This is a genomic window from Butyricicoccus pullicaecorum (assembly GCF_002160355.1).
Lineage (GTDB): Bacteria > Bacillota > Clostridia > Oscillospirales > Butyricicoccaceae > Butyricicoccus > Butyricicoccus pullicaecorum.
In genome coordinates this window covers 55,317-80,825 of the sequence record NZ_NFKK01000005.1, presented here as the reverse complement: position 1 = coordinate 80,825, position 25,509 = coordinate 55,317, and the positions used below count along the sequence as shown (strand labels likewise).

The window sequence follows — 25,509 nt, the reverse complement described above, 5'->3', positions numbered from 1 at the left end:
GGATCAGCAGCAGGACAGGCGTGGACGGTGCTCTGTGGTCTGCCATGAAAATCCCTCCTTTTATACGTCCAGCGCCTCACCAAAGCGAGCCTTGTATTCCTCGGCCAGTGCCGCACGGAACTTCGGATGCGCGATGGCGATCAGCCGTTTGGCGCGCTCGCGCAGGGTCTGGCCGCGCAGCTGAGCTACGCCGTATTCCGTGACGATATAGTTGACATCGCAGCGGCTGGTCGTAACCGGCGCACCGGTTGTCAATGTAGTGACAATCTTGGAAGCGGACTCATCCTTGGTCGTTGAGTGCAGCGCAATGATCGATCGTCCACCCTTGGACAGATTGGCACCTCGCACGAAATCCATCTGCCCGCCAATGCCCGAGATTTGCCGCAAGCCAATCGCTTCCGCACACACCTGGCCTTGCAGATCCACCTCAACGCACGAGTTGATCGACACGACGTTGTCATTCTGCGAGATAACAGCCGGGTTGTTGCACACATCCACCGGCAGCATCCGAATCATCGGGTTATTGTCTACATAGTCATACAGCCGTCGTGTTCCCATCAGGAAGGTGATGCACACTTTTTCTACATCTCGCTGTTTGCACTTGCCGTTGATGACGCCGCTCTCCAGCAGCGGCAGCACGCCGTCCGAGATCATCTCAGTATGCAGTCCAAGGTCTTTCTTATCCCCAAGGAACGAGCATACCGCATCGGGCAGTGCACCGATGCCGAGCTGCAAACAATCTCCGTCCCGCACCAAATCCGCGATGTACTTGCCGATCTGCCGATCTTCCTCGGAAATTTTCGCCGGGGTGGATTCGGGCAGAGGCTCCCACGAACACAGGAACCCGTCGATTTCGGACACATGCACAAAGCTCTCACCGTAAGTGCGCGGCATATTCGGATTGACCTCTGCAATCACCGTTTTAGCCGACTTAACCGCCTGTGCCCCGTAATCGCAGGACAGACCCAGCGACACATATCCACGCTCATCCGGCGGCGAGCATGTGAACGCAAACACGTCTACCGGCAGCGTACCGTCTCGAAACATACGCGGCACATCCGAAAAGAATACCGGCGTATAGTCTGCGCGGTGCTCCGCAATCGGCCTGCGAGCCGCGCCGCCCACAAATAACGCATTATGACGGAAATGGCTCTCCATACCAGGCTGCAAATAGTCACCTGAGCCGAGATATACCATATGCGCGACTTCCACGTTATGGAACTGCTCTGCCATACGTGCCATCGTGCGCTGAAAAATGATCGGTTCACCGACCGCGTGACCAAATACCACGCGATCGCCGTCGTGGATCATACCGACCGCCTGCTCCGGCGTCATCGTATGTTCCTTATAGTAACTTCTCCAATCCATTTCTGTCCCTCCCGCTTAAAACGCTGCGCGGTAGATCGAAAGGATATCGTCTTCGGTCAGCTCCACATAGTTATTGCCCAACAGACGCTGCTGTGTCTCAATAACATTGCGTGCAAAATCCGGAAGTTCCTCTGCAGTGACGCCATGCTCATGCAGCGGCGCTTTTTTCAGCACCTCATCCATCAGCGCATACAGTTTTTCCAGTGCAAATACGGGTTCGACTTCCAACTCCTTCGACAGAATCTCCTCCAGCTGGTTGAGCTTGCCGATCGGCTTCTTCTCCTGATATTTGCGCATCACATCGGCAAACATGAGCTGGTTTGCCTGGCCATGCGGGATATGATGTACGCCGCCGAGCGGATAGGCCATCGCGTGTACTGCGGCGCAGCCCGCGTGTCCAAATGCGATGCCTGCAAAATTGGATGCACGCAGAAATTCCAGCGCGTACTGCTTCCAGCCATCCTGACTGCCGGATGCAACGGCTCGCTTCCAACCACGCAGGATCAGCTGCAGCGCCTTTTCCGAAAACAGCTCGCTGAGCGCACAGGCATTCGGACTAAGGTAGCTTTCCACCGCATGCACCATTGCGTCGATGGAAGAGGTCGCAAACACAGGATACGGCAGGCTTTGCAGCAGCGCAGGCACCAGTGCCGCCTCATCTGCAAACATCGCCGGAGATACCAGACCCACCTTGATGCCCTTGGTCGTGCGGTTGATGATGGAAATATTCGTCACCTCACTGCCCGTGCCGCAAGTCGTGGGCACGATGATGAGGGGATGCTCCTTTTTCAGGTCTGCCATACGGTCATACAGATTATCTACGCGATCTTCTGGACGCGCTACGGTCAACACTTTCGCAATATCAATGACCGTACCTCCACCTACCGCAATGATGCGATCATACGCCTTATCACGCAGATCATCCAAAATCGCATCCACCATCACATCGGTCGGCTCACCCGCGCCGTACTTTTCTTGAAAACAGGTCTGGCAGCCAAGTTTGAGCGCCGCGATTGTTGGATGATAGATATACTCGTTGGTCAAAATCAGATCTCGTGCGCCGAGGCCCAGTTCCCGCGCCATCGCACCAAAATCCGCGTATTCCGCAACAGCAGGCATAATTCGAAAGGCTTTCATTTGATTTGCCTCCTTTTCCTCAGATATCCGGAAAATACTTTGCGTCCGGTGCCGTTACCCACTCGTATTCCTTAACCGTAGTGGTCACGATATTTTTATCGTCCTGCAAGCGGATGCACCACAGATAATACTCCGCATAGCCAGGTGCAGCTGCCTGCGAATGGGTCACATTGCACGGCATGCCAGTCAAATCGTTGTTTTTCACCTTATACGCGTCATCGCCGTACTCCGCAAGGCCATAACCATTTTCCGGCAGGAACTTATAGTAATACATTTCGGGCTCGACATGCTGATGCGGCGGATAAGAGGACCATTTTCCAGGAAAATGAACAACCTCTCCGATAAAGAAATTGGTTTCCGGGCAGTTAGAGCGATCAAAGAAGGTGCGTACCAGACGAGTAGAGCATTCGTTCATCTGGCCGGCGCCGCGCTCCTCATTCGCGCACAGGCAATCCTCCGGACGCATCAGGCGGGCTGCAAAACTGCGCTTGTTCTCGGTGCGCACGACAGCAATCTCCGTATCCAGCTCTGCGGAAATGGTCACCTTCGTGTTCTGCGGCACGTGCAGCAGGATTGCGCCCTCGTGGAAACAATCTGTGCGCTCCACGGTCTCTCTTTCACCATCCCACGCAAATGTCACTTTGCCGGAAAGCAGATCATATACGACCTCCTGTGCATAATCAAAATGCAGAACGTCGCCAGCCGCCATTTTGACTACGCCAAATTCCATCCCCATCATCTCGGGATTTTCCACGGCGGAAATCATTTTGTTATAACCCTTTTCAAACGGTCCTTTACTGGTATATTTCATGGAAAATGCTCCTTTTTATCTGATTTTTGTGTAAAAGTAGCCGCCCGCTCAAAAAACGGGCGGCTATATCTTCCAACGGGTGACGAAGAATTTATGAATCTATGTAAAGTGTACGAATCACACTTCCTTGTATCTTCAATCGTTTCAGCCGGCCATACGCAGCGCACCAATACATGAGTGCGCTGCACAATGGACGGCGCGTGAGAAAGTAAATATGCGAGAATGCAATGAGGTAAGGTGAAGATAAAAGGAGATATGAACATTTAGGTGTATGACTCAGTACATTCTTGCCTGTTTCAGGTGCTCGTCAATACGACCACGAGCCTGCTGGACAGCCGGGGACTTGGAGGTAGACGCAACGCCGATATGCCACCAGGATTCATAGCCCTCGGCCATAGTCTTGGGCAGAACCTTAGCATCGATAATGCACGAGCACGTTTCCTGCTTGGCCGCGCGGACAGCTGCACGGAACTCGTCAGGAGTCTTGGCATAGAACGCCTTCATGCCATAGCCCTCACCCACCTTGCCGAAGTCCGTATAGCAGTATGTACCGTCAAGCTTGCCGGTCTGCTCATTGCGGTGACGCATCTCGGTGGCCAGCGAACCAATTCCGTTGCCCATTTGCAGATTATTGATGCAGCCGAATGCAGCGTTGTCAAAGACCACGACGGTAATCTTGGCATTTTCCTGAATGGCAGTCGGGATCTCAGAGTTGAGCATCATAAACGAACCGTCACCGACCAGAGCATAGACTTCCTTGTCCGGCTCGGCCAGCTTAGAGCCGAGCGCACCAGCGATCTCATAACCCATGCAGGACGCACCATATTCCATGTTGTAGGAATCCTTGGCGTCGGTCACCCACAGGCGTTCCAGATCTGCGGGCAGCGAACCTGCCGCAGCAACTACGATCGCATCGTCGTCAATCTCCTCGCGCAGAATACCGACTGCATTGGATTCGGTGATCGTGCCGCCGATATCGTTGATGAAATCGTTCATGATCTTCTCGGTCCAACTGGGTACGCACGGAACAAATTTACCTTCGCCAAAGCCTTCGCCATGGTACTGCACGCCCAGTACACGCAGTCTCTCTTCTTCCCATACCTTACGAATCTTGGCGATCTCATCGGTATACGCAGTCTTGTAATTTGCTTCCTTCAGCTTGGCCATGATCGCTTCCAGCGTTACCTTGGCATCGCCGACACAGCGGGTCGCGTCCAGCTTTTCTGCATGGAACTCGGAAGTATTGATTGCCAGCACCTTAATGTCTGGGTTGCGGAACAATACCCACTTGGAGCCGGTGACAAAATCGTTAAAACGTGTGCCGACGCCAATCACCAAATCACAATCCTTGCACAGCGCATTGGCAGCCAGGCCGCCGGTCACGCCAATACCACCAACCGACAGCTCAAAGGAATCCGGCAGAGCGGAGTGACCAGCCTGCGTCTGGGATACCGGAATATTGAACGCTTTACAGAACTCCATGACCGTTTGACCGGCTTCGGAATAGCGCACGCCGCCGCCCGAAATGAACATCGGCTTCTTGGATGCTCGAATCAATTCGACCGCCTGCTGAATCTCATAGTCATCGGCGACACGGCGGGCAATATGATGTACGCGCTTCTGGAAAAAGTAATCCGGGAAATCAAAGCTCTCGCCCTGCACGTCCTGCGGCATGGAGATGACAGCAGTACCGCAATTTGCCGTATCGGTCAGTACGCGGAATGCATTGATCATCGCGCTCATCAGCTGCTCGGGACGGGTGACACGATCCCAATACTTGGCAACCGGCTTAAAGCAATCGGAAGCGGTCACGGAGAGATCGGTCGGTACTTCAAGCTGCTGGAGTACCGGATCCGGCTGACGGGTTGCAAAGGAATCGGACGGGAACAGCAAAAGCGGGATGTTATTGATGGTTGCTGTCAGCGCCGCAGTCACCATGTTAGCCGCGCCTACACCAATCGAGGACGAGCAGGCGATGATCTTGCGGCGGTTATGCTGCTTAGCATAAGAAATTGCAGCGTGTGCCATGCCCTGCTCGTTGCGGCCCTGGTAAACCCGCAGATGACCGGGATCTTCCTCAAGCGCCTGCCCCAAGCCGACTACCATACCGTGACCGAAAATGGTGAAAATACCGTCAACGAACGGCTCTACCTTACCATCCATTTCGATGTATTGCTGATTGAGAAATTTGACGATAGCCTGACCGACCGTCATTCTTGTTTTGCTCATAATGCTTCCTCCTCAAATCAATTTGTCTCACATGGTCGTTTTGACGACCCTCATTTTTGATGGTTTTAGTTTAGCATTCCGGTCATCGAATTTCTTCTAACATCTTGGTTTGATGCACACTTTCATACTTTTGATCTTTTTTATGCAATTTTCCGCATACAGAAAAGGTTTTTTTCCTCTTTTCCATCTGCAAATGTCCATTTCACACAGTTGTACGGCGTCACAGTTTTCACCATTGCCGCGACTGTTTTTTGAATATCTCGCTTTCTCCGGCAATTTCCGATGTCTATCAGGCATTTTTCCAACTCATATCTTCACATTTTTCCCGAAAAACAGGTGCAACCTCAATATTTTAATAAAATAGCGGTCTTTCCTATGCCGCCGCACACAGTGACGCACACAATCATCACAAGCATTTTTACAGAATATTGCTGCTGCTTTTCTCCGTGCCCTTCATTTTCGTCCCAGACTTTTGAAATACTTGCCATACTGCCGAAAACCACATAAAGCTGAAAGAAATACACCAGCCAAAATGCTATGCTATATACAACAAAACAAACCTGACTCAGGCGGCAACATTTTATCCACCCATTCTGAAACAGCTTCAAAGGAGGAATCATTATGTTATTTGCAGCACTCGCTCTGGTTATTATCGGTACCAGCATGTACCTGACCCGTGACATCACATACACCACGTTTTCGGATTCGTTCGATTACGACTACCGCTGACTTCTTCTTACTCTTTCTTACTCTCTTTTCTTTTTATGAAGCGCTCCGGTATCTCAATGTATCGGAGCGCTGCATATTGCAAAAAAATGCGCTGTACAAATTTGCACAGCGCATTTTTTATTTCTTTTTTCGTTTCTTATTGCTGCTCTCAGTTTGTTCCTTTTGCGCAACAATATAATTTTGCCGATATTTATTGGGCGGCATGCCGACATTTTTGGTGAATTGCAGATTAAAATAGCTCTGCGTATCATAACCCACCATTTCAGCGATCCGTGTAATGGATAAATCGGTCGTAATCAGCAGCGTCTGCGCCTCTCCAATCCGGCGGCGCAGCAGATACTGCACCGGTGAATAACCGCTCATCTCCTTAAAGACATGCGATAAGTAATAGGGACTGATATGCAGTGCCTCTCCCATGCTTTGCAGTGTAATGGGCTCCATATAATGCCGATCGATGTACTCCTTGATACGCCGTCCCAGAATGTGCGGTTCCTCTACCGGTTTTTCCGCGGTAGCCTCTCCTCCATCTGTTACCGTCAACACCTTAACCAACAGTGCATGCATAAGGCTATTGCAAAATGCTTCAGCACGTGGTTCCCCGAGAGAGAGATTGCGGAACATCATCTCAAATAAAATTCGCAGATCGTCAAAGCTCTTGCCGCTTGAAAAGACATAGCCGGCATTGTCCGGCAGCAGCATATTGGGCTTGAGGCCGGGCATATGCAGTCCGCCGATGGCTACACAATAGCTGCCGATCTCCATATCTGGTCCCGATATTTCATCATGCACCACGCCGGCATTGTAAACCAATAAATCGCCTGGCTGAATATAGTGTTTTTTGTCATGAATCAAATATTCACTGGAACCGCTGCAAATTAAAATGATCTCAACAAAATCCTCATGCGCGTGCATGACTCTTGGATGCGCACTGGCATCCGGCCGAATCTCACTGACATAAAGCAGGCGGGGATCATTCTCCCCGACAAAAATAGATTGAAAGTCTTTTTTTACAAAGCACTGTACATTAAGAGAATGCTGCTGTGCCATGCCGGTCCTCCTTTATTTTTTCTACATCGCAGCGTACTTCTTTCACAGGACGCTGACTATATCTTTTTGTCGTCTCGATTCTGTTTGTCATCCGCAGCCGTTTTTTCTTCCTCTTTCTGGAACGAGCGACGGTATTGCCCGGGCGACACTCCCACATATTTTTTAAACATCGTATTGAAATGGCAAACGCTGGTATACCCCAGCCGCTCCGCCACTTCGGCAATCGGCAGCGTTTCGTGGATCAACAGATCCTGTGCTTCTCCGATGCGGCGTTTGATGACATACTGCATGGGAGGCGTGCCAAATTCCCCACTGAAAATGTGCGCCAAATAATACTCATTCATGTGCAATCGGTCTGCCACCATGTGCAGCGTTAGATTTTCAGAGTAATGCGCATCCAAATATTGTCGCACCCGATGTGCCAAAACAGATGGGGTTTCCACCTGAGCTGCTGTCTGCTGTCTGGCTCGGCTACCGACTAATGCTTGTGTAAGCAGCACCATAGAGTATGCCAGACTGTTGCACACCATCCTCAAATGTACGATATCGGCTGACAGCAGATACAGCAGCCGCATGATCTGCTCCACCTGTTCAGCCAATTGTCCACAGGAGATCACCGGGCAAGTATGCGAATCAATCAGGCAGTTCAGCGGCAGCTCATCCAGCTGTACCCCGCTCAGTGCGACGCTGTATGAATAAATCTGTCGTACCAGGGCTGGCTCCTCTCCATGCAGTACGCCTGCGTTACAGATCACGATGTCCCCTTTTCGGATAGGATACAGTCGATTATCGACCATATACTGTCCTTCACCGTCACACACATAAAATAACTCCAGCATATTGTCATGGACATGCGGCAAATGTGACTGTCTGTTATTGCTGATGCGGTCAATCAATACACAATTCACAAATTCAGGAAGATATTCCACTGCTTTATTTCACTCCCCTCAACAATCACAAGATTTCACAATTTTATTTTCTCGTTTCGACTTTTTTGCGGCTCTGCCGTATGTTTTTTCCACAAGAACACGCTAACGCTTTCCGCACATTTTCCCCTATAATAAATCACAAGAACAGCAGAGAAATCGCAGGAAACACGACAAATATTGAAAATTTATCATCTTTTATATCGCTATTATTTTGTTTTATTATAACACAATTCACGGCGATACGCTTTGAAAATCCTGCTTTTTGCTGCATCCATAAGAAACATCTACTGATATCAAAAAAGGAGAGTGCACAAAAATGAAAAAGGTACGTATTGGTCTGTTAGGCGCCGGCCGCATCGGTAAGCTACATGGGGAAAATCTGGCACATGCCGTTCCCGAAGCCGAGCTCTATGCCGTTGCCGATCCGTTCATGAACGATGACACCCGAGCATGGGCTGCCAACATGGGTATCGCCCACTGCTATGATGACCCGGAGTACATCTTTGGTGATCCGACCATTGATGCGGTCTTTATCTGCTCCTCCACCAATACCCACGCCGAATTCATCATGCGTGCAGCGCAGGCTGGCAAGCATATCTTCTGCGAAAAGCCCATCGACACCGATCTGAAGAAAATCGAGCAGGCACTGCTGGCGGTTGAAAAAGCCGGGGTTAAGCTGCAGGTTGGTTTTGTCCGCCGCTTCGATCACAACCACAAGAAAGTACGTGATACCGTAGCCTCTGGCCGTCTGGGTATGCCGCACCTGATCAAGGTCACTTCCCGCGACCCCGATCATCAGCCCATGTCTTACATTGAGGTATCCGGCGGCATTTTCATGGATATGACCATCCATGATTTTGATATGGTGCGCTATCTGGCAGGCAGTGAAGTCATCGAGGTCATGGCATATGGTGCAGCGCTGTCGGGTGCGGGATATGATCGATATGATGACGTAGATACCGCCATTGTGATGATGAAGTTTGAAAACGGCGCACTGGGCGTGATCGATAACAGCCGTGCCGCACACTATGGCTATGACCAGCGCACCGAGGTACACTGTGACAAGGGCTGCGTACAGGTCGCAAATGATCTCAATGATATGTCCATGATTTCAACCGCTGACGGAGTCGAAATCGCAAAACCCACTTGGTTTTTCCTGGAGCGCTACAATAACGCATTTATCGCCGAGGCCAAAGCGTTCACGCAGGCAGTTCTGCAGGATACAGACACCCCGGTCACCGGCTTTGACGGTCTGGCACCCGTCAAGATTGCGCTGGCTGCTGCCAAATCTCTGCGAGAAGGCCGTCCTGTAGCACTCAGTGAGATTGGGTGATCCCCTATGAGAGATTTTGTTATCACCATCAGCCGAGAATATGGCAGCGGTGGTCATGATATCGGCAAGCGCCTGGCTGAGCGGCTGGGAATTCCATTTTATGACCGCGAGATTGTCGAGCTCACTGCCGAAAAACACGCGATCGATGCCGTGCGTCTGAGCGAGATGGAAGAACAATCCAGGCTGCCCCGATGGTTCGGATTTGGCCCGGAACCGGATGCTGACGACCGTCTGTTTTTGCTGCAATCGCGCACCATTGTCGAACTGGCTCGACAACCCTGTGTCATTGTTGGCCGATGTGCGGACTTTGTGCTGCAGAATCATCCGCGACGTTACAGTTTTTTCATCTATGCCGGGTTCAAACAGCGCCTGGCACATATGCAGCAGGCAAATGGCCGGTATCGTAAAACCGATGACCCGGCACGCGAGGTGCTCAAGATGGACCGCCGCCGTGCGGCATATTACAAATATCATACCGGACAGGAGTGGGGCAAGGCGTCGAACTATCACCTAAGTGTGGACAGCGGTACGCTGGGCCCGCGCACGGTCGATCTGCTCGAGCAATTTGTCACGCTGACACAGCCGAAAGGCACAGAGGAGGAGCAGATGTGAGTCATGAATGTGAAAAGGCGACCTTACAGGAAGTCTCCGCACCGATCACTTGGGGCACGCGTATATCCTACGGCTTAGGCGACACCGCATGTAACGTTGTCATGGGCATCACCACCGCCGTGCTGACATTGTTCTATACCGATTATGCCGGCGTATCTGTCGCCGTTGTCGGCCTCGCGATGCTGATTTCCCGCGTATTCGACGGCACTTCTGATGTCATTATGGGCGTGATCGTCAATAAGACCAGATCCAAATGGGGCAAAGCCCGTCCCTGGGTATTATGGATGGCCGTACCCTATGCCCTTTGTACGATTTCAATGTTCTGCATCCCGCAGTCCAACGAAACCGTGCAGTTCTGGTACATATTCATCACCTATAACCTGTGTACGACCGTTTGCTATACCGCCATCAATGTACCGTATGGTACGCTCTCCACGCTGATGACCCGCTCGTCCCATGAACGGGACATGCTGTCGGTCATCCGTATGGCGCTGTCCCCCTTTGGCAAAATCATTGCCGTCACCTTCACCCTGCCGATCGTCAAGCTATTCGGCGACGATCAGGCGGCATGGATCAAGGTCATGAGCATCTGGTGTGTCATTGCAGTCTGTCTGCTGATCATCTGTTTTGCCAACTGCAAGGAAACCGTGCATTTCGAGGCGCAGCAGCAAGCGCAGCCCAAAGTGACTGCCGGACGCAGTCTGAAAGCCCTGCTGTCCAACCCGTATTTCTGGGCGACACTTATCTTGTGGGCGGTCACCTGTATCCATACCACCATTATCGGCACCGATCTTCCCTACTACTGTAAATATGTACTGGGCAACGACGAACTGTACAGCTTTATTTACACGGCTGAGATCGTTGCGCTCATCGTCGGTGCGTTGGCCTGTCCCCTTCTTCTGCGCCGATTCAACAAACGAGACCTCTCGCTGCTGGGCTGTGTGATCGTGGTCGCGGCGCAAGCGCTCATTATGCTCCATCCTACTAGCTTCAGCTGGATTCTGACCATGACCATCATTCGCTCACTGGGTCAGGCGCCGCTGACCTCGGTTGTGTTCGGCATGATGGGTGATGTGGTGGAGTATGGCCAATGGAAGTCCCATATTCGCCAGGAAAGTCTGATTTTTGGCGCTGGTTCGCTCGGCTTCAAGGTTGGCACCGGTGTCACCAGTGCCATTATGACCATGCTGCTCGAAGGAGCAGGCTTCCTCAGCTCGACCACGGGCGGTGCCGTACAGCCAGAATCTGCAAAAGAAATGATTGCTGCTATCTTCTATTGGGGTCCCATTCTGGTCTGGGTTGTCGCTATTGTGGTATTGGTTCTGTATCGACTGGACAAGATTTATCCCACTATCATGAAAGAACTGGCCGAGCGCGAAGCGCGCGGCGATATGTAAAGGAGTGTGCGCTATGCTGAAACTCGGTTATAACGAGGCCACCTGCAAAGAAAATTCCACTGTGGAAAAAGACCTCGAGTTGTGTGAAAAATTCGGCTACGACTATATCGAGCTGCGTCTTGATATGCTGAAAGAATATCTCAAAACGCATACCGTGGATGATTTGAAGGCATTTTTCTCCAAGAGTCATCTGAAGCCCTATGCTTTCAACTCCATCGAAAACATCAACTTCTGTACCCCCGAAGCGTGGAAAGAACTTGTCGAACTGTTCACCTTCGGCTGTGAGATCGCACAGCAGATCGGTAATCCGTACATCATTGTCGTGCCCACCGTTACGGCAGAAATCTGTACGAAAAACGAGCAGGAGGTATTCGAGGACTCCGTTAAGGTACTCAATCAGCTTGCCGATATTGCGGAGCCCTACGGCGTTAAACTGTCTTTTGAGCCAATCGGCGACCGTAAATGGTGCTGCAACAGCGTGCGTCAGGCGCTTGAGATCGTACAGGCGGTCAACCGCGACAGTGTCGGCCTGACGATCGACTGCATCAACGTCTATCTGCATGACAAATGCGCGGACGTGGATTTCATCCGTAAGGTACCCAAGGATAAGCTGTTTGTATTCCATATCAACGACTGCGAGGATCTTCCTCTCGGCATTCTCGACCATTGCCATCGTCTGATGCCCGGTCTGGGCGCAATCCCGGTCAAGGAGGTCGCACAAGCGGTTCAGTCGGTCGGCTATGACGGTCCTGCCTGCCTCGAACTGTTCCGACCGGAATACTGGGCAATGGAGGCGGAAGATGTTATCCGTATGGGTGCGGAAACCACCCGTCCCTTCCTCTAACAGCAGGATTTTCAAAAAAACATCGTTTTTTCAGTGCGCCGTCTGCAATGCGGCGCACTGTTTCCAAGGCTCTGTTTGGTATTGATTCTGCCAATTATTGAGCGTTTTTCTCCATTTTATCTCTTATGCATGCTATTTTAACAAACCCAAGAAGTTAAAAGAAAAAGCACATACAGACTGTTACACTATAACCAGTAAGCAAGCCCACCACACATCAAACGAAAGGAAGGAATCCCATGTTAGATCCGAATAAAGTCAAAATCGGTATCGCCCCGATTGCATGGACCGAGGACGATATGCCCGAAATGGGCGCGGAGAACAGCTTTCTGCAAACCATCAGTGAAATCGCATTGACCGGCTATGTCGGTACCGAGATCGGCTGCCAGTATCCGCGCGATCCCGCCATCCTGAACAAGGAATTTGGCCGCCGCGGTATTTCTGCCATCACTGCCTGGATCAGTACATATCTAAACGAGCAGCCGCTCTGGTGGAACGAACGCGCTTTCATTGACCACATGAATTTTCTCAAGGCCATCGGTGCAACGGTCATCAACACCTCGGACCAGTCCTTCTCCATCCAGCACCAGTGGAACACCCCGCTTGCCAACAAGAAGGTGCTCAACGACGATGAGTGGGAGGTACTCACCAAGGGCCTCAATCACCTCGGCAAGATCGCCTATGACAGCGGCATGAAGATCGTCTATCATCATCACATGACAACGACCGTGCAGACCACTGCGGAGATCGACCGCATGCTGTCCATGACCGATCCGAAGTATGTCAGCATGATCTACGATACCGGTCATCTGACTTTCTCCGGCGAAGATCCGATCGAAATCCTCAAAAAGCATCATGACCGCATCGGCCATGTCCACCTCAAAAATGTACGTAAGGCTGCCATGGACAAGTGTTACGCAGAAGGAAAAAGCTTCCTGCGTTCCATCCCTGAAGGCGTTTTCACCGTACCGGGTGATCCGGAAGGCTGTGTGGATTTCCCCACCGTATTCAAGCTGCTTGACGAATACAACTACGAAGGCTGGCTCGTCGTGGAAGCAGAACAGGACCCGGCCAAGGCCAACCCGCTGGAATATGCACGCATGGCACGCGCATACGTCAAGGAGCACACCGGGCTTTGATGCGACTGCCCGACTCAAACAGAACATTTAAATTTTGAAATAAAGGAGCGAATTCCTATGAAAAAGCTGAAAATCGGTATCATTGGTGTTGGTCGTCTGGGTTATGAGCATGCCTGCAACATCGCAAACCGCGTGCCCGGTTCGGAGCTGGTTGCGATCGCAGATGCAAACTTCGACCGCGCGAAGCAAGTAGCCGCAGAGCTGGGCGTCACTGCCGTATACAATGACCCCAAGGCACTGTGCGAGGACCCCAACGTCGAAGCCGTCGCAATCATCACCAATACCGCATCCCATGTAGAGATGATTAAGCTCGCCATGGATGCCGGTAAGCACGTATTCTGCGAAAAGCCGCTGGCCGACACGGTCGAGAAGTGCAAAGAAGCAGAAAAGATCATCGCTGCGCATCCGGATCTCATCTTTATGCTGGGCTTCATGCGCCGCTACGATCATTCCTATCAGGTGGCCAAAAAGAAGATGGAAAACGGCGACATCGGCAAGGTAATCCTCGTACGCTGCTACTCGCAGGACCCGATCTCCATCATCGAGGGCACACTGGAATACGCACCTCGTTCCGGCGGTCAGTTTATCGATATGTCCATCCATGATTTTGACCTGATCCGCTGGCTGACCGGCTCTGAGCCGAAAAAGCTGTGGGCAATCGGCGGCTGCTACGAGTTCAAGCAGTACAAGGATTGGGATGACGGTGACAACGTCTCTGGTCTGATGCAGATGGAAAACGACGCAATGGCATTTTTCTTCGCTGGCCGCGCAGCAGCGCATGGCTCGCACGTAGAGACCGAGATCGTCGGCACCCGCGGTACGCTGCGCATTGCCTCCGTGCCGACCGACTCTCTGGTTGAGGTCATGAGCGAGCACGGTGTATGCCGCGAATGCTATCAGGACTTCATCACCCGCTGGCATGATGCTTACATCACTGAAATCGAAGAGTTCTGCGACTGTGTAGCAAACGGCCGTAAGGCAACCCCGGGTGTCATCGACGGTACCCAGTCTACTAAGATCGCGTTTCGCTGCAAGGAATCTTTCCTGAAAAACGAACTGCTTCCGTTAGAATAATTCCCTGCCGTCTCAAAATCATCCGCATCCTCTTACAATACTTTGATATGCCCAAGCGATAAAAGGACGAAGCTCACATGCTTCGTCCTTTTGTTGAAGCATTCTATAATTCGTAGGCATAAAACCTTAACCCCTAGTTCTTTTCTACATTAGGATTTGATGTACTTGATAGGAAATAACATATCAGTAAAACCACGAAAAGTCCGACCGCATTTTATGTTGGCCAGGCTTCTTTTTTGTGCTGTACCAAGGCATTTATATCCATATACAAAAATTCTATTGTAGAACAATATGCACGTTCTTCTTTACCCAGTCTGCCTGATCTGCTGGATGCACTCGAACAATCCGAATCGATTTGGCTGGACTGATTCATAGTATTTTCCCACCAATAATCGGACAAAATGATAATGCTGTACATGTGATTTTCAAACAATTTCACATAAATACTATAGCAGCAGACACCGATACAGGAGGAATCTGCTATGAATCAGGAACTAAAACGGACGGCTGAAAACATCTGGCTTTGCTACTTCAACGACTATCTTTACGAGCACAATATCATCAGCGAGGATATGCACAACCGTATGATTGTAAAAATCAATGCCCGAAAATCCGAAACATACCCGACTTGATCTAGAAGAAATGCAGTCGGTCGAAACCGATCAGTCAGCTATTTTCTCTTCTGTCTCATTCATCTTTTTCTTTATATTTGCACAGGTGATAGCACGCTCACCAGACTCCCCCAAACTGGAACTCACCTTCGGAAACGATACCATTACTATTCGCAAGCGCAATACAAAGATCCCTGAAGATTTCATACGCAGTATCCGATCTGGGATTTTCCGCAGTCCCCTACCAAATTGAAAAAGTACGAGTACATGGCCGAGTGCAAATCGCTTGTGTCAGTCCAAATTTTTTGCATCCTAGTGAGGAAATCGTTACGCTTTTCCACTTACTCAAAGCCGAACTCGGCGCAGACTATCAGCGTATCTTTCACAGCCGGTCATCTATCCCACTGCGCATGCAGACATTGGTGGAACAAGTGGAGCAGATCACCGGTCTTACACGGTTTGGAGCATATTTGACGCTATTATTTGAGTACGATGCACTCATCCTGAATGATGACAGGCACCTCAATAATATTGCCGTCCTATATACGCCGACAGGCTACCGCTATTGCCCCTTGTTCGATCACGGTGCTGGATTTCTGCTCGATCCAGAGGCTTATACCTTTGATATTGAAACAAACGCACTGATCACTGCCCTGCACTCTATCATGCTGTGCTACGCGATCGTGTCATAGATATAACTTAATAGACAATGGAAATTGTTAAAGCTCTAACCTGCTATATTGCATACAAAAATGAATCTCTATTTTTCAGGGGGACAAAATGTCCTCCCTGTTCTTTTAATCATCATCTTCTTCCAATAAGTCAATAATTTCACCGATTACCACTAAAATTGTACCGACAGTCTACGCATTAAACGTTTCTTACTTAAATCCCAGTTTTATGCAACAGGAATTCTCACAATAGCAAAACGGCGCTATAATATAGCGCCGTTTCACCTAGGGTATCCAAAATGTAAAAAAGGGGGATGTATGATATCACAAAGCTGCGATACGCTGCATAACAACCGCCAGTTCTGCACGGGTAACTGCACCTGCCGGGTCAAACTGATTGTTTTCCTTACCGGTCATGATGCCTGAAGTCTGCATCTGCGCAACTGCGTCCTTGGCCCAACTGCTAATCGAAGCATCATCCGCATAAGCTGCAGCTTCATTGGCTACGGGCAGTGTCTTACCCTGTGCCTTGACATATGCGCTCAGCATAACAGCCAGCTGTTCTCGCGTTACCGCCTCAGTCGGTCCAAAAGTCGTCTGGCTAGTGCCGTTGGTAATGCTCTGCTGAGTTGCCCAACCGACATACGATGCATAGTACGCATCCGCGCTTACATCGGTATAAGCTGCGGCAGCAGATGCATTCCCTGCGGTGTCTGCACTGCGGCCCAAGACTGTGACTGCCATTGCACGATCTACCGTCTGCTCCGGGCTAAACTGTGTGGCAGAAGTTCCGCTGAACAGGCCCTGCTTTACGCCTTGTTCAATCGCATCCTGTGCCCAATGACCGTCAATATCGGTAAACTCGTTCGATGCCGCCTCAGGCGTTGCGACAGCCTTACCTTCATAGTACAGAACGCCGTCCTTCTTGCTATATTTGGAGAAAAAGTCTTCCCAGATCATCTCAGCTTGCGCAGGCAGATATGCATGTGGAGAATTTTTGACCTCCGTGAACCGAACCAGCGGCACACCATCTGCATCCTGATATTCCTGCGTCACATACCGGCCAGTTTCATCGGTTTGTTCGACTGCTGTTGCACTTACACCATTGGCCTGCGTCCAGTACGAAATGGTATCATGACTGAGCGTGCCCTCTGCCAGCGACGCACCGTCTTCATTGTCGTACTCACCCTTCATATTCCAAACCGGGACAGCAACATCATTCATCTTTACCGTCTCATAATAAGCACCCATATTGGAACCAATGGGAGCAAATGCGGTAAACAGGTCACTTTCTTCCAGTGCCAACAGCCATGTCATGCAAGAACCGTTGGAATGTCCGGTCGCATAAACGCGTGTCGCGTCAATCGTGTAGTCTTCCTTAACCTGTGCAACGACTTGACGAAAATACGACAGTTCATCAACCGGTTCCTCGACGGTCAGGCCCATCAGCGGGTTATTCCAATACGGTACTGGAATATTACCCATGACGCCATCAGTCGGATATCCCTGTGTAAACACAACAATGAAACCGTTTTCCTCTGCAACATCCTGCCAGCGGCTATCTCCGGTAAACGCAGTCATTGCGCTGGAGTAGCCATGCGTCGCGACTACAAGCGGCACTGCTTCACTGCTGTTATAAGACGAGGGGACATATACCATCCAGCGTCGCTGCTTGCCATCAATCATCTGCTCATAGGTGAAAAATCCCGTCTTTCCGTCATTGGTATGCTCGACCGTCCACTCCAGACGACCTTCCGGATCGCCAACAAATCTTTGCACCTTAGACAGAAACTCTTCATAGAGAACTTCTGGTGTCATCTCATCAGCCTTTGCGCCGTCTGTCACCCAGACGCGCTGCCGGTCATTTTCTTCACTGACATATACGGTCTGTGCATACGAGTTTGCACTTGTTTGTTCAGCATCGTTGGCCGTAGCCCAGTAAGCTTCCACTGCATCACTGTTATCTGCTTCATCCTCTGACTCAACGATCCACATAGGAACCGGAACGTCACAGTTTGGAATTGCATTTTCCTGCTGTCCTACCAAATTCTCCGCCTCCGCAAATGGATAACTCAGTGCATCGCCCAGCGTATCAATCGCGCTTTCCGGCACGGCACTGCCGCCGACCGAAGCTGCACCCGCAAAGATTGCCGGCCATGCCATTGCAAATTCGTGTGCAGAAGCACCGCCTTCTTCATATCCAACCAGATAGAACGCGCGCTCATCCATATCAAACGGCGCATCCAATGTCTGAGACTTACTGCGGATAGTATCGTAAACTTTCTTTAAAAACGCCTGATCGTCACGATCGTCGTCCGACAGATCAAGGTTCCAAGTCTGCCCATCCTGCGGTTCTACATAAACGGTCGCAATGCCCAGCTCATCCGAAAGAGCCTTCCACGCCTGTCCTTCTTCACTTTCCACAAAACTCTTAGCCGTCATGCCATCCGGAGTCAAAATCATCACGCCATCGGTGCACGGCTCAAAATTTTCCGGAATATATACGCTGTACTGTCCGACCAAGCCATCGGCATTGATCTTTTGCTCATGGAACATGCCGCTGACCGGCGGCGCATACGGATCATTGGGGTCCACCGCTCCATATTGTGCCGCAGCGCTTGCCGCTGTAACCAACATTGAAGCAGTCAGAACAACCGCTCCCACTCGTTTCCAGCCCTTCTTCATGAAAAATCCTCCTTTCATCTGCATCCTTAGATGCTGATTTCAGTATACGGGAAAGGCTGGAACAAGAACATGGAGAATCAAACGATTTTTTGTACAAATCCACACTAGCCTGCATTTTTCCAGTTTTGTCGGGTCTGCTCCATCTTTTCGATGCCTTCCGACACTGTATCCAATCCAAGCAACACCCGCCGATACAGTTCATAAATTTGCTCAGAAAGCGCAAGCTCCTGCTGGGTTGGCAGAGGGCGCGGGTCGGACAAACCTTCTAAAAAAATATCTGCATCAATACCTTCTGCCTGCATATTTTGACGCAACTGCGCCCTGGTATCGGCATCCTGATAAGCCGGTAAAATCCATTCATCTGTCAGGATCTCCGCACCTTGCTTTCCGCACACAAACTTTAAGAATGTCCAAGCCGCTTCGGGTTCAGTCGTGTCGCGGTGTATGATAAGCGGTGTGATCCAAGCATCATTCTCATTGGGCTGTTCCTCCGACCAAACCGGTCGTTCGATCACACCCCACGAAAAATCCAGCTGACCACTTTGGGCATCCATATGCAAGAAGTTCATATACCAGCTTCCCTGTATAAACATTGCATACCGCCCGGTTTCAAACATACGCTGCGAATCCAAGCGCATCTGATTGCCTACAATATCCGCAACGCCGCCGCTATCCTGCATGTCCAGCCATAACTGTAATCCCGCTGCTAAATTTTGAAAATCATCCTGTGACCAGTCAAATGCATGCTGGCTCATATAATATAAAATATGCTTCGGCTCCAAAATCAGCGTCGCACCCCACCGATTCGCCTGTGTCTTTTGCAGCCGTTCAGTCAGCGTCTGCGCCAGATCGGCAAATTCCTCCCAAGTCATGCCGTTTTCCGGGATGCTACATCCAGTTTGTTCAAACAAATCCTTGTTGTAATAGAGCACAAATTTATCTTGGCGATACGGCAATCCCATTAAGGCACCAGTATCCGGATCGCGCAGAACATCGGTGTCGGGATAAACGTCCAGATCAATCGCGTCCCGCTCGACATAGGCATCCAGCGGCAATGCGATATCTTGTGCAATCAACTTGGCAAGCTGCGGAAGCTGATTGACAAAAATCACATCCAACCGTTCTCCGCTGTCCAGCATGGATTCCAGACTGCTGTCATAATACTCAGGCGAGCAGCTGACCACTTCAACCTGAATATTGGGATATTCTTGGGTAAATTGCTCGATCATACGGCGGTCATAACTGACCGTGCCGTAATCCCACAGCGCGACACGCAGCGTATGGACGGTTTGGTCGTCCTCCGTTCTCTTTTGAGGCAGCAGATAAGCAGCCGTCACCCCAATCGTCAGCACACAGAGCAGAAAAATCACCATTATACGTCGTTTCATGGTACATCTCCCCTCTGCTCTGCCCTCTTCCGCCAATCTCCCGGTGTCATTCCGGTCTCGCGCTTAAAAATCCGGCTGAAATAAAATGCATCTTCGTATCCGACCGCTACTGCCACCGCATAGATCTTATCATGGGTCTCACGCAGCAACTTTTTGGCCTGCTCAATGCGCAAATAGGTCAGATACTCGGAAAAAGTCTTTCCGGTATACTTCTTCATCAGCGCACTTAAATATCCCGGTGTTAAATCCAGCTGTTCAGCCAGTTCCGGCAGGGTAATTTCTCCGCAAAAACGCTGCGTAAGGATGTCCTGTGCACGTCGCACAACTGTCTGTTTGCCGTCCGCACGTTCCTTCTGAATGTACTCGAGCAGATCCTGACGCAGTCGTTCCAGCCAATCACGAACATCTCCCATATGGTGTAAATCCATCCATTGCAGCAGATCGCCATGGCTGCGCGGCATTTGAGATGGAATATCTAACCCATACGCTTCCAGACAGTCCTGTACCGTAACTGCCAGCGCAAAGGCAACCGCATAGGCGTTGCGCTGCGTCCAATGTTGGCGCGCAGCTGCTTTCTGCACTAGATTGATGGCCTCATCGACAGTCTCGGCCGACAGCGAAGAAATCCCCTCGGTGAGCAGCCTACGGGCTTCGGTCGTAGAAAAAGTCTCTGGTTCGGTCTGTGGGCAAAGATCGGCCTGCCACCAGATGACCGGGTCGTTCAGCCGATAAAACCGGCTGCGCATGGCATCCGCCGCCCGGCTGCACGCCTCTGCCATACCACCAGCCGTATTCTCGCCCTGTCCGATTCCAATCGTACACGAAACATCAACATACTGCTGAAGCATGTCATGCAGACGATGGGCAGTCTGTTCGACCAACGCGTCAGCATCCTGTCCATCCAATTCGGGCCGCAGCGCACCCAAAATATACAGCTCTCCAGTTTTGCCCTCGGTGCTGACCGCATCCAGACAAGCTCCCACAATTTCCTCCGCAATGTTGCGGATAGAAAACAGCAACGTGTGGCATTCCTCCTCGGTGGCCTCCTCAAACCGAAACAACTCTCCGGCTTTGAGCAGCAGACAATAGACGGTCTCCCCAGTCCAGCAAATCCCAGCTTCTTGCAGACGCTTTTCCAAATCGTCCTCGTTCAGGTAAAAATGAAAAATCAAATCACGCAGCACACGACTGCGCAGCATAACTTGGTCTGGCTTAGGTATGTCATTGTTCGGTGCATCGGGCGCACCGGCCAGGCTTTGCAGCAAAGTCTCGGACGTCAGTTCTAGTTTGAGCAGGTAATCCTTGGCGCCTTGCTTCATGGCCTCGCGCACCAAAGGAAAATCATCGTAACCACTCAACGCGACCACATACGGCGGCGGCTGTATTTCTTGCAGGGCTCGGATGAGCGCAACACCATCCATTCCCGGCATTTTCATATCGGTAATCACAATTTCAGGTTGTTCCTGACGTGCGATTTTCAGCGCCTGCGCACCGTTCTCCGCTTCACCGATGAGCTGGTAGCCGTGCCCTGACCAGTCTACCAACGTTTTCAGACCGATGCGAACCATAGCATCATCATCCACCAGCAATACTCGCTTATTCCTTTTTGGCATCCTGTGTCCTCCTTCCCCGCTGTACCGGCAGCCAAATGTGCACGGTTGTCCCGTGTCCTTCCTGACTGTCGATCGATATACCCGCTTTATCATCATATTGCAGCCGCAGCCGTGCCGCCGTGCTCCACAAACCAAAACCGTGTTTTCTGTCGGTGCGTGGCGGTTCGATATCACGTATTCGATGACGCAGTGCGTCCAGCGTATCTGGTGTCATCCCCTGTCCGGTGTCAGACACAATCAAATGCAGCGTATGCCCAACAGCTTGAATCGACAGGGCAATCGTCCCGCCCATTGGGTTTTGTACCAATCCGTGCACAATTGCGTTTTCAACCACCGGCTGAAGTAGAAACTTCGGCACTAGACATTCCAGCACATCCGGCTCTGAAATCTCCTTCACCAGGCACAAAACACCCTTTTTGGCTGTATTCTGGATGTACAAGTAACTGTCCAGCATCTCCAGTTCCTGCGACAGACATATTTGTTCCTCTCCGGCTGACAAATTGGCGCGCAGCAGTCGGCCGAGCGCCTCAATCATGTTCTGGATCGCGGTTTTGCCTTGCAGTGCCGCCATGAGCTTAATCGTATTGAGTGTGTTGTACAGAAAATGTGGATTGAGCTGGTTTTGCAGCATCCGAATCTCCAGTGCCCGTTTTTCCTGCTCGCGTTCGAGCTGGGTGTGCAGCAGGCGCTCCATACTGTCTCCCATGTCTCCAATATGTCGTTCCAGCGTATCCATCTCGCTTGTGCCGCCAAGCACGACCGGATGATTACGTGAAAAATCACCTTGCGAGATACGGGCCACAGTCTGCATCATACGCTCGACCGGACGAGCCAGACTGCGCGACAGCATCCAGGCCAAAATAGCCGTCATAATGAGCGCCACCAAAAAGATCAGGCCCGTCATCCACAGCGCAGTCCGCCGCTGTCCCCCCAGCGCTGCGGCACTCATCTGCACATACAACGTCCAACCAGTGGACAGTGACTCCACATTGCCTTCCAGTCGGGTTTCCTGAGATTGCTGTGAACCGAAACAAGCCAGCGTACCGCCGTTTTGATTGGACAGTATGACCTGATTTTCAGCATCGGTCAACAAATCAGCGCATTCGTCCCGGAACAGATCGCTGGAAAACAACAGCACCAGCCAACCGGTCTGCGCACCGGTATCAGACTCGATCATTGGATGGCGATAAAAAATCACTTGCGGATGATCGGTGAAAGTAGTCAGATTATCGGTCAAACGCCCCCAGTAGGTATCACATGTGTCACTGCAAGTGATAAGATTGGTCAAATCCTTCGGATCGATGAGCGATGCCTCGCTGCCCGCTCGAATGTCTACCCCATTGTCCCCGATTAAAAACAGAGACAGGATATCCCGTGTGACCGGTCGATATGAAAATTGAGACCGCAATTCCTGTACCGCCTGATGAAATACTTCATCATAACAACTGGCCTGCGCTTCCGGGCGGGCAAGCAGCATTTGTAAGTCCTCTTGACGGAAAATCCATCCGGTAAACTCATTGAGCTGAGTCACTTTGTTCTCGATCTTATTCATCGCGTGCGTCAGACGTTGATTGCAGTCTTGTTCCAGACGCGCACGTGTGTCGGCTTGCGTAATACCGAAATAAAGCAGTGCAATACATACGGCAGGCACGATCGCCACAAAAATAAAATATTTAAGCAGGCGATGCTGTAACTGATGGTTTTTCATACCCGGTTCCTCCTTTCCCCACAACGACTGAATCGACAAGTATACCCGCCAAGCTGGTTTCATTTTAACACACCTTTTGAGAAGGTCTCAAGCACTCTTCTAAATCGTCCGATTATCCTGCTGGGTTCGCAAACACCTTATTCTTCGATTGCTTTTCAAAGATCGTCCTTTCTATCCATGGACTTGATATGATTTCGTTATATTCGAGACAGTCCATTCCTCTGTATGATATACTATGATAAGAGCCAAAAGGAGGGCTGAATGATGAAACAATCAGACTTTATCATCCGCGCAATGCAACCAGAAGAATATCCCCTCCTACGGGAATTTCTCTATCAGGCGATTTTTCTTCCCGAGGGGACAGTGCCTCCGTCCCGATCGGTTATCGATCTGCCCGAGTTACAAATCTATATTGCTGACTTCGGTACTCGGTTTGGGGATTACTGTCTTGTAGCTGAAGTAAACGGGAAAATCGCAGGCGCTGCATGGAGCCGTATCATGGTAGATTATGGCCACATTGACAAAGATACGCCCTCTCTTGCCATTTCGCTGCTGCCGGGATATCGTGGCCAAGGTATTGGTACAAAGCTATTAAGCAACCTGTTATCTCTGCTTCATGAAAAGGGATTTCCTCAGGTATCTCTCTCTGTACAAAAACAAAATCCTGCCTTTCGCTTGTACAAAAGAGCAGGATTCCAAATAGTTGAGGAGAAAGGCACAGAGTATTTAATGCTTCTGAAGTATCCTTGTTTGGAAATTAGACTAGCCCAAGCGCAAGACATTGACGCATGGATGGAACTTGTTGAACGTGTGAAAGATAGCTTTCCGGGGTTGGAAACTCAGGAAGCTCTGAATGCACACAAAACAACGGTTTTGCATTTTATAAAAAACACATCTGCCATCTGTGCGGTAAAGGAAAATCATATTGTAGGTACCCTCTTATTTTCCAGAGAAGATGGCGTACTATGCTTTTTAGCTGTAGATCCTGCGCACAGGCGGCAGCACATTGCGCAGCAGATGATATCATTTATGCTGACACAGATGGACGCGCACAAGGACATCACAGTTTCCACCTATCGTGAAGGCGATCCAAACGGTATTGCCGCACGAGCTTTGTACAAAAGCTTAGGTTTTTCAGCAGGAAAGCTAACCAAAGAATTTGACTATCCTGTACAGGAATTCGTCTTGAAAAGGTAAGTCATCGAAGTTGCATATTGGACAAACCTTCGCACGAAAAATCGGGCAGAGTGCTCTGATTCCGTGTATGCTGAATACAGAAGGACGGTGTGACCTATGGATTGGGTAACAAGTATTCATCAAGCGATTCAGTATATCGAGAACAATCTCCGGGAGGAACTATCCATCCGCGATATTGCACAGCAAGCAGCTCTATCCCCTTTTTATTTTCAGAAAGGTTTTGCCATGCTATGCGGTATCACGGTTGGCGATTACATTCGTCAACGCCGGCTTTCCGTCGCCGGTCTGGAAATCCTCACGACGGACCGGAAGATTATCGACATTGCGCTCGAGTTCGGCTATGATTCGCCGGATAGCTTTACCAAAGCTTTTACCCGCTTCCATGGTCTCACACCTACCGCACTTAGAAAAAGCGGAGGCGCGGTGCGTTCCTTTGCTCCGCTTCGAATCAAAGTGACATTGGAAGGTGGTCAAAACATGGATTGTAAGATTATGAAAAAAGATGCTTTTACCGTGCCCTGTCGCGCAAAAACCTTTAAGTATGAAGATGCTGCTGTGCAGGTTCCTCAGTTCTGGGCGAAACACTTCAGCACAGGCGGCGGCAAAGTGGTATGCGGTATGTACGGTATCAACCTGGACGAGAGCATGAGCGGCAGCGAGTTTGAATACCTCATTGCCGACAATTACGATCCCGCCAAGGAAATTCCTGACGGCTTTGTCACCCGTACGATTCCAGCCCACACTTGGGCGGTATTCCCCTGCACCGGCCGAATGCCCCAAGCTCTCCAGGGACTGAACCATAAAATTTTCTCTCAGTGGCTGCCAACGAACCCGGACTACAAAATTGCCGCCGGTATCAACGTAGAACTGTACAGCGACGCCAGCAAGTTTGAAAACGGTGCTCAAGATCAGGATTATTACTGCGAGATCTGGCTGCCCGTAGAAAAGAAATAATATGTATCAACATTGACGCTTCTCACATTCGCCAAA

Annotated in this window: 21 protein-coding genes; 10 read left to right on the top strand and 11 right to left on the bottom strand. The window is 50.5% G+C overall.

Annotated features, from left to right (window positions below; translation table 11 throughout):
- Positions 1-60 precede the first annotated feature (60 nt).
- From B5F17_RS06135 to B5F17_RS06105, 7 genes are all read right to left on the bottom strand, one after another.
- Positions 61-1,368, bottom strand: a complete 1,308-nt coding sequence (locus tag B5F17_RS06135; RefSeq protein WP_087371920.1) for an acetyl-CoA hydrolase/transferase family protein — start codon at positions 1,366-1,368, stop codon at positions 61-63.
- Between the two features lie 15 nt (positions 1,369-1,383).
- On the bottom strand, positions 1,384-2,505 hold the full coding sequence (locus tag B5F17_RS06130; RefSeq protein WP_087371918.1) for a 4-hydroxybutyrate dehydrogenase: 1,122 nt from the start codon (positions 2,503-2,505) through the stop codon (positions 1,384-1,386).
- Between the two features lie 19 nt (positions 2,506-2,524).
- Positions 2,525-3,316, bottom strand: coding sequence for a 5-deoxy-glucuronate isomerase (locus B5F17_RS06125; protein ID WP_087371915.1), 792 nt, complete (start codon positions 3,314-3,316; stop codon positions 2,525-2,527).
- Between the two features lie 276 nt (positions 3,317-3,592).
- On the bottom strand, positions 3,593-5,545 hold the full coding sequence (iolD, locus tag B5F17_RS06120; protein ID WP_087371912.1) for a 3D-(3,5/4)-trihydroxycyclohexane-1,2-dione acylhydrolase (decyclizing): 1,953 nt from the start codon (positions 5,543-5,545) through the stop codon (positions 3,593-3,595).
- A 344-nt stretch (positions 5,546-5,889) separates the two neighbouring features.
- The gene (locus tag B5F17_RS06115) at positions 5,890-6,153 is read right to left on the bottom strand and encodes a hypothetical protein (protein ID WP_143287692.1); all 264 of its coding nucleotides are present in this window, start codon (positions 6,151-6,153) and stop codon (positions 5,890-5,892) included.
- Positions 6,154-6,391: 238 nt separating this feature from the next.
- Positions 6,392-7,321, bottom strand: a complete 930-nt coding sequence (locus B5F17_RS06110; RefSeq protein ID WP_087371907.1) for a helix-turn-helix transcriptional regulator — start codon at positions 7,319-7,321, stop codon at positions 6,392-6,394.
- A 56-nt stretch (positions 7,322-7,377) separates the two neighbouring features.
- Positions 7,378-8,250, bottom strand: a complete 873-nt coding sequence (locus tag B5F17_RS06105; RefSeq protein WP_087371905.1) for a helix-turn-helix transcriptional regulator — start codon at positions 8,248-8,250, stop codon at positions 7,378-7,380.
- A 316-nt stretch (positions 8,251-8,566) separates the two neighbouring features.
- On the opposite strand from B5F17_RS06105, the gene iolG reads away from it, so the two are divergent.
- The 8 genes from iolG to B5F17_RS06070 all read left to right on the top strand — a co-directional run bounded on the left by iolG (position 8,567) and on the right by B5F17_RS06070 (position 15,949).
- On the top strand, positions 8,567-9,583 hold the full coding sequence (gene iolG, locus B5F17_RS06100; protein WP_087371902.1) for an inositol 2-dehydrogenase: 1,017 nt from the start codon (positions 8,567-8,569) through the stop codon (positions 9,581-9,583).
- 6 nt (positions 9,584-9,589) lie between these two features.
- Complete coding sequence (locus tag B5F17_RS06095; protein ID WP_087371900.1) at positions 9,590-10,195, top strand: cytidylate kinase-like family protein; 606 nt, start codon at positions 9,590-9,592, stop codon at positions 10,193-10,195.
- Positions 10,192-11,592: an MFS transporter gene (locus B5F17_RS06090; RefSeq protein ID WP_242968710.1), complete on the top strand. Its 1,401-nt coding sequence runs from the start codon at positions 10,192-10,194 to the stop codon at positions 11,590-11,592. Before B5F17_RS06095 ends, B5F17_RS06090 begins: the two co-directional genes overlap by 4 nt.
- Before the next feature lie 13 nt (positions 11,593-11,605).
- On the top strand, positions 11,606-12,436 hold the full coding sequence (locus tag B5F17_RS06085) for a sugar phosphate isomerase/epimerase family protein (RefSeq protein WP_242968709.1): 831 nt from the start codon (positions 11,606-11,608) through the stop codon (positions 12,434-12,436).
- Positions 12,437-12,672: 236 nt separating this feature from the next.
- The gene (gene iolE / locus B5F17_RS06080; protein ID WP_087371897.1) at positions 12,673-13,572 is read left to right on the top strand and encodes a myo-inosose-2 dehydratase; all 900 of its coding nucleotides are present in this window, start codon (positions 12,673-12,675) and stop codon (positions 13,570-13,572) included.
- A 57-nt stretch (positions 13,573-13,629) separates the two neighbouring features.
- Entirely contained in the window at positions 13,630-14,646 is a 1,017-nt protein-coding gene (locus B5F17_RS06075; RefSeq protein WP_087371895.1) for a Gfo/Idh/MocA family oxidoreductase, read from the top strand.
- Positions 14,647-15,128: 482 nt separating this feature from the next.
- The gene (locus B5F17_RS14815; RefSeq protein ID WP_162608100.1) at positions 15,129-15,278 is read left to right on the top strand and encodes a hypothetical protein; all 150 of its coding nucleotides are present in this window, start codon (positions 15,129-15,131) and stop codon (positions 15,276-15,278) included.
- Positions 15,279-15,562: 284 nt separating this feature from the next.
- On the top strand, positions 15,563-15,949 hold the full coding sequence (locus tag B5F17_RS06070) for a HipA domain-containing protein (protein ID WP_162608099.1): 387 nt from the start codon (positions 15,563-15,565) through the stop codon (positions 15,947-15,949).
- Positions 15,950-16,252: 303 nt separating this feature from the next.
- Here the strand turns inward: B5F17_RS06070 and B5F17_RS06065 are convergent, their stop codons facing one another.
- The 4 genes from B5F17_RS06065 to B5F17_RS06050 form a co-directional block, all read right to left on the bottom strand.
- The gene (locus B5F17_RS06065) at positions 16,253-18,613 is read right to left on the bottom strand and encodes an S-layer homology domain-containing protein (RefSeq protein ID WP_162608098.1); all 2,361 of its coding nucleotides are present in this window, start codon (positions 18,611-18,613) and stop codon (positions 16,253-16,255) included.
- A gap of 104 nt (positions 18,614-18,717) precedes the next feature.
- Positions 18,718-19,986: an ABC transporter substrate-binding protein gene (locus B5F17_RS06060; RefSeq protein ID WP_162608097.1), complete on the bottom strand. Its 1,269-nt coding sequence runs from the start codon at positions 19,984-19,986 to the stop codon at positions 18,718-18,720.
- Positions 19,987-19,997: 11 nt separating this feature from the next.
- The gene (locus tag B5F17_RS06055) at positions 19,998-21,614 is read right to left on the bottom strand and encodes a response regulator transcription factor (RefSeq protein WP_162608096.1); all 1,617 of its coding nucleotides are present in this window, start codon (positions 21,612-21,614) and stop codon (positions 19,998-20,000) included.
- Entirely contained in the window at positions 21,598-23,322 is a 1,725-nt protein-coding gene (locus B5F17_RS06050; protein ID WP_162608095.1) for a sensor histidine kinase, read from the bottom strand. Before B5F17_RS06050 ends, B5F17_RS06055 begins: the two co-directional genes overlap by 17 nt.
- A 264-nt stretch (positions 23,323-23,586) precedes the next feature.
- Here B5F17_RS06050 and B5F17_RS15375 point away from each other — a divergent pair, with 264 nt between their 5' ends.
- Positions 23,587-24,519, top strand: coding sequence for a GNAT family N-acetyltransferase (locus B5F17_RS15375; RefSeq protein ID WP_087371879.1), 933 nt, complete (start codon positions 23,587-23,589; stop codon positions 24,517-24,519).
- Between the two features lie 96 nt (positions 24,520-24,615).
- On the top strand, positions 24,616-25,473 hold the full coding sequence (locus B5F17_RS06040) for an AraC family transcriptional regulator (protein WP_087371875.1): 858 nt from the start codon (positions 24,616-24,618) through the stop codon (positions 25,471-25,473).
- Positions 25,474-25,509: the final 36 nt, after the last annotated feature.